At 63.2% G+C, this 12,440-nt stretch carries 10 protein-coding genes; 5 read left to right on the forward strand and 5 right to left on the reverse strand.

The genetic code is table 11. From position 1 onward, the window contains the following. Positions 1 to 20: 20 nt before the first annotated feature. The 3 genes from LMTR13_RS18455 to LMTR13_RS18465 all read left to right on the forward strand — a co-directional run bounded on the left by LMTR13_RS18455 (position 21) and on the right by LMTR13_RS18465 (position 2,983). A complete protein-coding gene (locus LMTR13_RS18455; protein ID WP_083219088.1) occupies positions 21 to 821 on the forward strand; it encodes a YdcF family protein in 801 nt (266 codons plus the stop codon). Positions 822 to 893: 72 nt separating this feature from the next. Next, entirely contained in the window at positions 894 to 1,679 is a 786-nt protein-coding gene (locus LMTR13_RS18460) for a DUF169 domain-containing protein (protein ID WP_065729075.1), read from the forward strand. A gap of 125 nt (positions 1,680 to 1,804) precedes the next feature. Beyond that, a complete protein-coding gene (locus LMTR13_RS18465) occupies positions 1,805 to 2,983 on the forward strand; it encodes a saccharopine dehydrogenase family protein (RefSeq protein ID WP_065729076.1) in 1,179 nt (392 codons plus the stop codon). Here the strand turns inward: LMTR13_RS18465 and LMTR13_RS18470 are convergent. The 3 genes from LMTR13_RS18470 to LMTR13_RS18480 all read right to left on the reverse strand — a co-directional run bounded on the left by LMTR13_RS18470 (position 2,967) and on the right by LMTR13_RS18480 (position 7,124). Continuing rightward, positions 2,967 to 4,247, reverse strand: a complete 1,281-nt coding sequence (locus LMTR13_RS18470) for an O-antigen ligase family protein (RefSeq protein ID WP_065729077.1) — start codon at positions 4,245 to 4,247, stop codon at positions 2,967 to 2,969. The genes LMTR13_RS18465 and LMTR13_RS18470 overlap by 17 nt on opposite strands. 91 nt (positions 4,248 to 4,338) lie before the next feature. Further along, entirely contained in the window at positions 4,339 to 5,877 is a 1,539-nt protein-coding gene (locus LMTR13_RS18475) for an undecaprenyl-phosphate glucose phosphotransferase (protein ID WP_065729078.1), read from the reverse strand. 113 nt (positions 5,878 to 5,990) lie between these two features. After that, entirely contained in the window at positions 5,991 to 7,124 is a 1,134-nt protein-coding gene (locus LMTR13_RS18480) for a glycosyltransferase family 4 protein (protein ID WP_065729079.1), read from the reverse strand. Between the two features lie 275 nt (positions 7,125 to 7,399). On the opposite strand from LMTR13_RS18480, the gene LMTR13_RS18485 reads away from it, so the two are divergent. After that, positions 7,400 to 9,685 carry a GumC family protein gene (locus LMTR13_RS18485; RefSeq protein ID WP_065729080.1) on the forward strand — a complete coding sequence of 762 codons (2,286 nt, stop codon included), beginning with the start codon at positions 7,400 to 7,402 and terminating at the stop codon, positions 9,683 to 9,685. A gap of 143 nt (positions 9,686 to 9,828) precedes the next feature. Here LMTR13_RS18485 and LMTR13_RS18490 read toward each other — a convergent pair whose 3' ends face one another. Further along, on the reverse strand, positions 9,829 to 11,019 hold the full coding sequence (locus tag LMTR13_RS18490) for a GNAT family N-acetyltransferase (RefSeq protein ID WP_065729081.1): 1,191 nt from the start codon (positions 11,017 to 11,019) through the stop codon (positions 9,829 to 9,831). A gap of 130 nt (positions 11,020 to 11,149) precedes the next feature. Here LMTR13_RS18490 and LMTR13_RS18495 point away from each other — a divergent pair, with 130 nt between their 5' ends. Beyond that, positions 11,150 to 12,202 (forward strand): polysaccharide deacetylase family protein, encoded by a 1,053-nt coding sequence (locus LMTR13_RS18495; RefSeq protein ID WP_197521127.1) that lies wholly within the window; start codon positions 11,150 to 11,152, stop codon positions 12,200 to 12,202. Between the two features lie 10 nt (positions 12,203 to 12,212). Here LMTR13_RS18495 and LMTR13_RS18500 read toward each other — a convergent pair whose 3' ends face one another. Next, positions 12,213 to 12,425 carry a DUF2842 domain-containing protein gene (locus tag LMTR13_RS18500; protein ID WP_065729083.1) on the reverse strand — a complete coding sequence of 71 codons (213 nt, stop codon included), beginning with the start codon at positions 12,423 to 12,425 and terminating at the stop codon, positions 12,213 to 12,215. Between the last annotated feature and the right edge of the window lie 15 nt (positions 12,426 to 12,440).

Below are 12,440 nucleotides of genomic sequence, written 5' to 3' on the forward strand. Positions count from 1 at the left end.
GACATTGTCAGAGGCTTCCCTTGTTTTTTGTCCTCTCCAAGACGCTCGGCTTTCTGCTGTTGCCGACGAATCTGCTGATCGGTGTAGGTTTTATCGGCGCCATTCTCATGTTCACCCGCTTTGCATCGCTCGGCCGCAAGCTGGTGATCGCGGCCGTGTTGCTGCTCGTTATCTGCGGACTGTCGCCGCTCGGGAACCTCTTGCTCTATCCGTTGGAGCAGCGCTTTCCGCCATGGGACGGTGCGCGCGGCGCGCCTGACGGCATCATCGTGCTCGGCGCATCGATCGAAGCCGATCTCTCCACGGCGCACGGCACGCCGGTGGTGCGCAGTTCGCCCGATCGCCTGATCGCGGCTGCCGCGCTGGCGCACCGCTATCCGAAGGCGCGTATTGTGTTCTCCGGTGGCAGCGCGAAACTGATTTCGAACGACGCCAGGGAAGCCGATTTCGCCGGCGCCATCTTCGAGAGTCTAGGCATCGACAAGTCGCGGCTGACCATGGAACGGGGTTCCCGCAACACACAGGAGAACGCGGAATTCTCCAAGGCGCTGCTTGCGCCCAAGCAAGGCGAGCGCTGGCTGTTGGTGACCTCGGCCTTCCATATGCCTCGATCGATCGGTCTGTTCCGGAAGGCGGGATTTGCGGTCGAACCTTACCCCGTCGACTGGCGGGTCGGCGGACGCGGCGATGTCTTGAACTTCACTAATATCGCGATCGATGGACTGGGACGGACCGACCTCGCAGTGCGCGAATGGATGGGTCTGATCGCCTACCGCGCCACCGGCAAGATCGACGAGTTGTTGCCGGGACCGGCAAAGTAGCAGCGGGCAGCCAGCCGGGCTACAATCGAAGGACAGGCGCCGGCTAAGCGCGCCGATTTGGGAGTTGACGCCATGCAACAGCAGACCCCGCCGGAAGCGTTCGACTTGGCCGGCATGGTGGCCGATCTGAACGGCCTGCTTCGGCTGAAGACAACCGTGATCGGCATCAAGATGTTTGCCAGCGTCGAGGAGATGACCGCGATCCCAAAAATCCGGCGTCCCTCGGCCGTGCATACCACCGACCAGATCGTCAGCATGGCCTCACGGCTCGGCTGGACCGTCGGCATCACCGGCGACGATCTCGTCGGCGCGCAATGCCGTGCGGTGATCGGCCTTGCGCCACAGGACGAAAAGTGGCTCTCCGGAGAAAGTTACGTCGGCGTCTGGCATGGCACCGCCGAAGACGCACGCAAGCGTCAGGAGGCGCTCGACGTCGTGCCTTTCGGCCAGTATCAGGCAATGGCGGTGAGCCCGCTCACCAGCGGCCGGCTCAACCCACCGGATATCTGCCTGGTCTACGCCACGCCCGGCCAGATGATCATTCTGATCAACGGCCTGCAATATACCGGCTACAGGAAGTTCGAATGGGGCGTGGTCGGCGAGACCGCCTGCGCGGATTCCTGGGGTAGGGCGCTGAAGACCGGCGAGCCCTCGCTTTCGCTGCCGTGCTTTGCCGAGCGCCGTTACGGCGGCGTGCCCGACGAGGAGATGCTGATGGCGCTGAAGCCTGAGCATCTTGCCAAGGCCATCGTGGGCATGAAGCATCTCGCGAAGAACGGCCTCCGCTATCCGATCGCGCCGTATGGCATCCAGGCCGACGTGCGGGCCGGGATGGGCGTGTCGTATCCGAAGAAGTAGCTCCAACGTCATTGCGAGGAGCGAAGCGACGAAGCAATCCACGACCGCCGCAGTGCGATTTCTGGATTGCTTCGCTTCGCTCGCAATGACAAGAAGGCCCCGTCATTACTTCAGGGAACGAGAACATGCCTTCGTCGAAATTCGACATCGTCGTCTATGGCGCCACCGGCTTCACCGGCCAGCTCGTCGCCGAATATCTCGCCGAGCACTACAAAGGTGACGCCAGCCTGAAATGGGCGATGGCCGGCCGCAGCAGGGACAAGCTCGCTTCCGTCCGTGACGCGATCGGCGCGTCCAGGGATACGCCGTTGATCGTGGCCGATGCGGCTGATCCCGCGTCGCTCAAGACGATGGTTGGGCAGGCCAAGTGTGTGATCAGTACGGTTGGCCCCTACCAGCTCTACGGCAATGACCTGATCGCGGCCTGCGTGGCGGCCGGCATCGACTATGTCGATCTCTGCGGCGAACCGATCTGGATGCGGCAGATGATCGACAAGCACGAGGCCGCGGCGAAAGCGAGCGGCGCGCGGATCGTGTTTTCCTGCGGCTTCGACTCCGTACCATTCGAGCTCGGCGCATTCTTCGTGCAGGAGGAGGCCAAGCGCGTGTTCGGCGCGTCGGCATCCCGCGTCAAGGGCCGCGTGCGCAACATGCGCGGCACGCTTTCCGGGGGCACGGCCGCGAGCGCCAAGGCCACCTTCGATGCAGTCGCCAAGGATCTCAGCCTCGTGGCCATCCTCAACGATCCCTTTGCGCTGACGCCGGGATTCAGCGGCCCGAAACAGCCGCGCGGCAACAAGCCTGCCTACGAGGACGATTTGCAATCCTGGGCCGCGCCGTTCATGATGGCGCTGATCAACACGCGCAACGTCCACCGCTCCAACATGCTGATGGGATTCCCGTACGGCCGCGAGTTCATCTATGACGAGATGGTGCTGACTGGCCCCGGCGAGAAGGGCGAGGCCAACGCCAAGCTGGTGATGGCGGCGAACGCCGAAAAGACTGGTCCGAACGCGCCAAAGCCAGGCGAGGGCCCGTCAAAGGAAGAGCGCGAGAACGGGCTTTATGATCTCCTCTATGTCGCGATCGCGCCCGACGGCCGGCAGGTCCGCGCCGCGGTCAAGGGCGATCGCGATCCTGGCTACGGCTCGACGTCGAAGATGATCTCCGAATGCGCAATCTGCCTGTTGCGCGATACGCCTGACGTCCCGCCCGGCTTCTGGACACCGGGCGCAGCGATGCAGCACAAGCTGATCAAGCGTCTGGAAGAGCACGCCGGGTTGGCGTTCACGGTGGAGAAGTAGGCTTCCGCTGCGGCGTTATGAGTGCGGAATTGCTCTTCGCCTTCCAGCGCTCGGCGGCGACAAACATGCCCCACATCGTTCCCAGCATCATCCAGAAATGCCGCCAATGGTCGGTATCGATGATGAAGCTCTCGCCGACGGTGCCAAGGACGGCTGCGAAGATTGCCAGATAGGCCGGCTGCCAGGGCACGCGGACGAAGACATACCGGAAGCCCGTCAGAACCGTGACGAAGACCAGCGCCGGATAGCAGACGCCGGAGAGCCAACCACCCGACATGAACGCGTTCAGATAGGAATTGTGGGTGTCTTCCGGGAAGTAGCGGGTGAACTGTAGCGGACCGATGCCGAATGGCAGGCCCAACGCCATTTCTGCGCCGAGGATGTGCCGGCCGAACCGGCCGAACCGGCCTTCGTCGTAGCTCTGGTCCAGGCTGGCGCGCTCCTTGAATAGCTGGGCAATCGAATCGAACGACAGCAGCACCGCAACCAGCGCGGCCGCCAGTACGGCGGTAACGAGCGCAATGACTATGATGCGCGAGCGCTGCGCTTGCGAGCGGCTGGTCAGCACCATCAAGGCCAGCGTGAAGGCGGATGTAACGATCAGTTGGCCCCACGCGGCGCGCGAGAACGAAAGCAGGATCGCCAGCGATATGATGCCGAACGCGATCGCGCTGCGGAGCGATTTGCCGAATTTGTCGGAGACGACGCTTTGCAGTGTGAACAGCGCGGGCAGGATCAGAAACGCGCCGAGCACGTTCGGATCCTTGAACGTGCCGCGGGCGCGATCATACAGCGTCAGCAGGTCACGGCCGCCGGGAATGAGGTTGAAATAGCCGGCAATCCCGGCGAGCGCCGCAATCATCGCGCCGACGATGAGGCCGCGCCGGAGCATGTCGAGCCGAGCGGTCGTATCCTCCGAGATTATCATGGCGAACAGGATGACGGTTACCGCCATGTACCAGGAGGTCGCGATCCAGTTCGGGACACCGGGGCGGTCGAACACGGCGACCGCGCTAATGGTGTAACCGACATTGACCAGGAACAGGAGCAGAAGCAGCGGCATGAACACCAACCGCATCCGCAGGCCCGTTGCGAAGAACACCACCGTAGCTGCCAGCGTGGCCAGCTCATAGGGCGAGGGCTCGATGAAGACGATCGCAACCGATGCGCCGACCAGCCACACCAGCGCGCGTTGCAAGGCAAGCACGTTGGGCGCGGCCGTTACCGGCGCAAGGGAATTCCCGGCTGTCGCCGCATAGCTCATCGAACACTCACGCACTTACGCAACGCAACGAAACTAGGACACCACTATCCGCGTCATTGAGAGGAGCAACGACGGGTGGAATCCCTTCATCTCAGTACGCGTTCTCGCTCTTCGTCATCAGAGCGATCGGCGTTTTGAGCAGAATGTAGAGGTCGAACAGCACCGACCAGTTTTCGATGTAATAGAGATCGAACTCGACGCGCTTCTGGATCTTCTCGTCGGTGTCGACTTCGCCGCGCCAGCCGTTGATCTGCGCCCAGCCGGTGATGCCGGGCTTGACGCGGTGGCGTGCGAAATAGCCGTCGACGGCCTCGTCGAACAGGCGGCTTTGCAATTTGCCCTGCACGGCGTGGGGACGCGGTCCGACCAGCGATAAATTGCTCTTGAACACGACGTTGAAGAGCTGCGGCAGCTCGTCGAGGCTGGTCTTGCGGATGAAACGCCCGACGCGGGTGACGCGCGGATCGTTCTTGGTCACGACCCTGGAGGCGGTCGGATCGGCCTGATGGTGGTACATCGAACGGAATTTGAAGACGTCGATGCGCTCATTGTTGAAGCCGAACCGCTTCTGGCGGAACAGTATCGGCCCGGGGCTGTCGAGCTTCACCGCAAGCGCGACCAGACCCATCACGGGCAATGCCAGCACCAGGATCACGAAGCCGACGACGTGGTCGAACAGCCATTTCATCACCAGATCCCAATCGGTGATCGGCGCCTCGAACACGTCGAGGGTAGGCACCTCGCCGAGATAGGAATAGGAGCGGGGACGGAAGCGCAGCTTGTTGGTATGGGCCGAAAGACGGATATCGACCGGCAGCACCCACAGCTTCTTCAGCATCTCGAGAATGCGCGTCTCGGCCGAGATCGGCAGCGCGAACAGCACGAGGTCGATACGGGTGCGGCGCGCAAACTCGACGATGTCGTCGACCTTGCCGAGTTTCGGACTACCGGCGCAGGTGTCCATCGCGCGGTCATCGTTGCGATCGTCGAACACTCCGAGCACGTGGATGTCGGAATCGTCCTGAATCTTGAGTGCCTGCACGAGTTCTTCGCCGCTCTGGTCCGCGCCGACGATGATGGTGCGGCGATCGAGCCGGCCCTGGCGGGCCCAGCGGCGCACCAGCGAGCGCAGGAATACGCGCTCCGTGACCAGCGCCGCGAGGCCGCTCACGAAAAACGCCGTAAGCCACAGCCGCGAAATTTCGCTGCCGAGTTTGACGATGAAGGATGCGCCGATGAACAGCAGAAACACGAACGCCCAGGATGAAATCATCCGCGTCATCTGGCGAAGATGGCCACGGAATAGCTGCACCTGGTAGATATCGGCCGCCTGGAAGCAGATCACGGCCGTTGCGGCCACGCCGAAGATCGCCGCGAGAAACTCCCAGGAAAAGCCTCTGAGAGGCACGACATATCCGAAATAGAGTGCGACGCCGATCGCGCTCAACATCGCGAAATCGATCACCCGAACCACGCCTGCGATCACGATCGGCGAGTAGGCGCGGCCGACTTTCTGATTGGTAACGGCGAGCGCTGCCGGAGACAGCCTGCGGCGCCGTTCGACCGGCGGACGATCGGCGCTGGCGGTCGCCGCGGTATCGAGCATCGAGCGTGCGTTAATCGGTTCCACTGTCCTCGTCCGTTCTTGAGCGGGCACGAAGCAACGTGCCTGCCGGTGCGGAATTCCCCACACTTCGGCTTACGGGACAAATCGGAAGAAACAGTTACGTTGGTAAAGAACGGTTAACGATTGGCAAACGCGTCGCGGTAGCCTGCAAAAACGCCTTCGACCATCGCCTTCTGCGAAAAATGCTGGAAGATTCGTTCGCGCAGCGATTTGGCCCGTTTCTTCGCTTTGGCCGGATCCTTCAGCGCAGTTTCGATGGCGTTGGCCATAGCGGCGGCGTTGCTCGGCGCGAACAAGGCATCGCCGTGCGGGCCGAAAATTTCGGGGATGCCGCCGACATTGGCGGCGACTATCGGAACGCCGGCCGCCGCCGCCTCGATCACGACGTAGGGCATTGAGTCTCCGCGGGAGGGAACCACGAGCAGCGAACCCTTGGAGAAGCCGTAACGCGCTTTGACGTGACCGATGAAGCGCACGGCCTCGCCGAGGCCGAGCCGCTCGACCTGGGACTTGAGGCCTTCGCTTTCTTCACCGTCGCCTGCGAGCGTCAGCGTCACCGGATGGCCGTTGGCGCGCAGCCGTGCCACCGCGTCGATCAGGAGATCGGCGCCCTTGATGTGCCGGAACTCGCCGACATAGATCAGGTCGGTGGCGTCCTCCGCCTTGACGACGGGATCGAATTCGCTGGCGGTGACGCCGTTGAACACGCTTCGCACCAGTCCCTTCGGCGTGCCGATGGTGCGCTGATAGGTGTTGCGCGCAAACGCGCTTTCGAACAGGAACAGGTCGGTATCGTTCATCAGCGCGCGCTCGACACGGGCGTAGATGTTGCCCTTCAGCGTCGACAGCGGATAGTGCAGCGAGCCGCCATGCGGGGTGTAGACCCTGATCCTGTCGCGTGAGGCTGTCCTGAGGCGCATGAAGGCGCCGGCTTTGGCGCCGTGACCGTGCAGCACGTCGGGCTTCAGTTGGCGGATCATGCGCCGGAACCAGGCCCACACCAGAACATCGGACGGAAGCGGCTCGCGGCGAATGGCGGTACGGTGAACGCCGAGCTTGAGTCGCGGGGCGATTTCCGCCAGCGCCTGCTCGGCTCGTTCGCCTCCGGTGAGGCTATCGGCGATAATGCCGACGTGATGGCCGCGGTCGGCCTGGCCGTTGGCAAGATCGAGGATATGGCGAAAAATGCCGCCGACCGGCGCGCGCGTTGCGTGCAGGATCCGGAGCGGCTGACCCTCAACGACGGGCATCGAGACCGCCTTCAGATGCGACCGAGACCTGCGCGGAGGCCATGCAGCCCGCAAGCGCGGCAATCAGACATGGAATTGGGGCGAGCGCGCCTCGCATTACGGTATTCCTGAAAAAGTGTGCCGCGATTAAGGGCTTTGATGGTTAACAAAAAATGACTGCGCGCGGAAGCGCCGCTCGGGGTGCGCAGACGAGGCAAATTAACCCAGCGGCAACCATAATGAAGTGTAATCCCCCCGGTCGAGCGGACCGATAATTGCGTCCGCGGGAGTGTGCGATGCGTTTGGCGTTCTGGCGTGCAGGCAAGGACAAGCCGGTGGTGCAGCGGGCAATGGCAAGGCCTGTGGCTTCGGCGCCGAAGCCCGGTGCCGCATCCGATTCCGGCGATCTCGATCTGCATGTGCTAGGTCAGGCGCTGATGCGCAGGCGGAGCTGGATCATCGTTCCGACGGTGCTGGCGCTCGTCCTGTCGCTGGCCGCGGTCAACATGATCACGCCCCGCTACAAGTCGGAAGCGCGCATCCTGGTCGATGGGCGCGAGAGCGTTTTCCTCCGCCCGAACGGCGAGCGCAACGAGGAGCGCAGCGCGCTCGACGCCGAGGCCGTCACCAGCCAGGTGCAATTGGTGCAGTCGCGCGATCTTGCCCGCGAGATCATCAAGAAGAACAAGCTTGCCGAGCGTCCCGAATTCGATCCGGTGCTGCAGGGGGTCTCGCCGCTGAAGTCGCTGCTGGCCATGGTGGGAATCGGGCGCGACCCGTTTTCGTTGACGCCGGAAGAGCGCGTGCTGGAAGCCTATTACGAGCGCTTCACGGCCTATGCGGTCGACAAGTCCCGCGTCATCGTCATTGAATTCCAGTCGCGCGATCCCGAACTCGCCGCGCGCGTCGCCAACTCGATCGCGGAAGGTTATCTGGTGCTGCAGCAGGACGCCCGGCAGCAGCAAGCGAAGTCTGCGAGCCAGTGGCTCTCGGGAGAAATAGAGCACCTGCGCAAGCGCGTTGCCGAGGCCGAATCGCGCGTCGAGGATTTCCGCTCCAAGTCGAGCCTGTTCATCGGCACCAACAACACCACGCTGTCCAACCAGCAGATGGGCGAGATCAACACGCAATTGAACAACGCCCGCGCGCTGAAGTCGGACGCTGAATCCAAGGCGCGGCTGATAAAGGAAATGCTTCAGAGCGGCAAGCCGATCGAGGCGTCGGAGGTACTCAATTCCGAACTGGTGCGCCGGCTGTCCGAACAGCGCGTGACGCTGCGCGCGCAACTCGCCGAGCAATCCTCGACGCTGCTCGGCGGTCATCCCCGCATCAAGGAATTGAAGGCCCAGCTTGCCGATCTCGATCGGCAGTTGCGCGAGGAGGCGGGCAAGGTGTCCCGCTCGCTGGAGAACGATGCCCGCATCGCCGGCGGCCGGGTCGAAGGCCTGACGGCGAGCCTCGATCAGTTGAAAAAGCAGGCTTCTTCGACCAACGGCCAGGACGTGCAGCTCCGCGCGCTCGAACGCGAGGCCAAGGCCCAGCGTGACCTGCTGGAATCCTATCTCGCCAAATACCGCGAGGCGAACACCCGCGAAAGCATCGAGGCGGCACCGGCCGACGGCCGCATCATCTCGCGCGCCAGCGTTTCCAACACGCCGGCCTATCCGAAGAAACTGCCGATCGTCTTGATCGCGACGCTGGCGACCTTGCTGCTCACGTCGGGCGCGATCGCGACCGGCGAACTCTTGCGCATGACCGCGCCGCGGGCCGCCGGTACCGCGGGCGTTATGCGCGAGGTCGAGCCGGAAATCGGACCCGAAATTGCACCCGAAATTGCACCCGAAATTGTCTTGGCTTCGCGGTCGGAACCGGTACTCGCGCCGGCGATCGCGCCTGGGCTTCCGGTCGAGGCCCACCGAACTTTTGAGCCGGCGTTGAGTGAACCCGACGCCGACGCTCCCCCTGTGAACATTGCGGCAGGGGACAGCGAGATCGAGCAACTGGCCGATGCGCTGGTTGGCGCAGGCGCTGCCCGGAAAGTGACCGTGCTCGGCACGGCATCGAGCGAGAGCATCACGCTAACGGCACTCACGCTGGCGCGGCTGATGGCGTTGCAGGCGAAAGTCGTGGCGGTCGATCTCGTGGCTTCCTCTCCGGCGATGACGGCAGCGTCGGTCGACCCGGTAGCACCGGGGCTTGCCGAACTGATGCAGGGCGAAGCCTCGTTTGCGCAGATCATCACCAAGGACCGGCTGTCGCGCGTTCATCTCGTCAGCGCCGGACGCCCCGGCTTCGACCGTGCGCAGCTCCAATCGCCGCGGCTGACGCTTGCGATCGACGCGCTGCTGCGGGTTTACGACCACGTGCTGCTGGATGCCGGCTCGGCCTCCGATCTGCCCGCCGAACTCCTGACGTCGCAGGCTCGGGCGATCGTGGTGCCCGAAGCCTCGATGGCGCAGGATGCGCGCGCGCTGATGTGCGATCAGCTCAAGGCGGTCGGCTTTTCGGAGGTGACGATGCTGAGCGGACCCTGTGAGTCGTCAGACACCGTCGAAGCCGGCCCGCGCGTCGTGGCGGCTTGAACGATCCGGTAGGTGGGCAAAGGCGCTCTTGCGCCGTGCCGCCATCTCTCCGAGATCACAGATAGAAATGGTGGGCACACTTCCGCCTTCGCTCGTCGAGCTACGGCGGACAAGTCGCTTTGCCCACCCGGACCTATATCTACCTAACTGAACGCGCTGCGCAGCTTTTGCGCCATCTCCAGCAGCGCCGGATTGTGCTTCACCAGCCGCTTGGTGCGGTTGAGGCCCGACATGACGCCGGCGGCAAGCTTGCCGCGTTGGCTGAGCGGAATGAAGCTGTCGAAGATCGCCTCATCGCTCTTGCAGAACAGCCGCTTGTAATCGTCCGATCCGATACCGAGGTCGAGGGCGCGATAGCCCTGTCCGGCATAGTGATCGATGATGTCGCGCATCAGGATCAGGCCGGGGCTGTACTTCGAATTCGCCGACATAGTGTAGGTGTTGAACATCATCGAGAACCGATGACCATCGGCTACGCCGGCAAACATCGCGATCACTTCCTCTTCGCATTCCAGCGCGTGGATATCGATGGCGTGCCTGCCGCCGGCGAGCGGCGCGGTGCAGGCGCTGCGGACGAATTCCTCGATGCCGGGATCGGCGAACACATTCGGCAGTTTCTGTTCGGCCATCCGCAGCGGCTTGACGCGGAAGAACCAGTCGAGCAGCCGCGCGATGTCAGCCTCTGACGATGCAATATAACTGCGATAGCCGGGCAGGGACTGCAGCTTGCGTTCCTTGCCCTTGAGGCGGCGCCGGAACGAGTTGCTGATCAGCGCGGCAGGCGCAGCGTCGGGCTCGATTACCAGCAGCGGGCAATCATTGGCCGACGGCTGATGCGGCAGCAACGCGAGTGGATTGGGGAGATCGCGCCAACGAACCGGTTGCTGGTGCAGGGCGAGGACGTCGGCTTCGGACCGCTGCGATATCAGAGATATCAAGCCTTCGAGATCGGCTTGCGTTGCGCTTGCGGCGAAATCGCGGTCGAACAGCGCCATGTTGAAGGTGGAATGCTTGCCGCCCATGAAGCTGGCGCAGCGCGCGCCATAGGCCTGCCTGAGCACGAGCGGAAGCAGCACCAGCGGATGGCGTTCCGCATCGTAGGCGATCACGATGAAGGGAACGAAGCCTTCGCGTGCGCCGACTTGCCGCTGCCAGGAGCTGAGGAAGTCGAACCGCTGATATGGCGTGAAGAAGGTTTGCGCGCCTTCCAGGTCGCGCCACACAGCTTCGGCCGCGGCGAGGTCTTGAACGATGTCGATGCTGGCGATGCGGCTCGCCTTCGACCACACATCTGCATCCGCCGTTCGGCCTTTGATCGCGGCAGCCATGGTCATCGCAGAGCCCGTGTTATATGAATTTGTTTACAATTTCGGCTTTGGCCGACCTTCGCAGGGAAATGTCAACAAAGGGTAATACAATGCGGCCGCGGCGGGGGCAGCGCGACCGCATGTTGAGGGCGGTACGTTGGCGTCGGATATCGGAATTTTGCGGCGGGCCCGGATGGAGCTCGCCTATTTCAGCGGCTATTTCAAGCTGAAGCAGCGGGAGACGGGTGGCGCCGGCGTCATTTTGCGGTTCGAGCGCGTGCGTCCGCGCGATTCCCGGCCGTTTCAGCCCAACCGGTGGCGTGAAATCACGCCGCAATTTCTCGACCGGACGATCGGCGCGCTGAAGCGCTGGAACTTCGACCTGATCACGATGGACGAGGTGTGCCGCCGGGCGGTCACGCTGCCAAGGGCCGATCGATTTGCCTGCCTGACCTTCGACGGCGGCTGCAAGGATGTCATCACCCAGGCCTATCCCGTACTGGCGAAGCACGGCGTGCCTTTCATCATCTATTTGCCGACCGCATTTCCGGACGGGCTCGGCGAAGCCTGGTGGTTGGCGTTGGAAGAGATGATCGCGCGCGAGGATCGCATCAGCCTGGTGATCGACCGCAAGGAGCGGCGTTTCGCAACGGGCAGCAAGTCCGAGAAGTATGACACGTTCGAATTTCTGACGAGCTGGATGCGGACGCTGCCGCCGCCGGATCTTTCGTTCGCGATCCACGACCTCTGCACGCGCTACTCCATCGATCTCGCGGCGCTGTCGCGCACTGCCTCGATGGATTGGGACGATCTGGCGAAGCTCGCCGCCGATCCGCTGGTGACGATCGGCAGCGCAACGGTGAACTATTCCGCACTGTCCAACCTGAAAGGGACGGATGCGCAGCGCGAAATGACGATGGGCAAGGCGGTCGCGGAGACCGCGTTGCGCCGCAGCGTCAGCCATTTCGCCTATCCGTTCGGCGACCGGCAATCCTGGCGCCGGGAGCACGTCGTGATGGCGCAGGAGGCAGGTTTCGCCAGCGCGGTATCGACGATCCCGGGGATCGTCGAGGCGAGGGGATATACCAACCTGCACGCGCTGCCGCGGATTGCCTGGAACGGACGGCAGGGCTCGCTGCGCATGATGCGGGTGTTGCTGTCGGGGATGATGTTCCCGCCGGTCAGACCGACCAGGGATAATTGGGTTTAGGTGGCTGGGTTTAGGCGGCTCGATCCGGCCGCGACATCCAGCTCACGATCGGCATCGCCGGCAGCACCCATCCAAGGCCTGCCACGACATAGAAGATCGCCTGCAGCACGCCTGAACTGGCCAGCCACGGCGTCTGGGCGATGGTCATCCCCAGCAGCGACCACACCACGACCAGCGCCAGCAAAGCGAGGGTTCCGAAGAATTTGCGGGTACGTATCGTCATGGCGGAGATGTCAGG

Origin of the sequence: Bradyrhizobium icense (genome assembly GCF_001693385.1) — a bacterium.
Taxonomy (GTDB): domain Bacteria; phylum Pseudomonadota; class Alphaproteobacteria; order Rhizobiales; family Xanthobacteraceae; genus Bradyrhizobium; species Bradyrhizobium icense.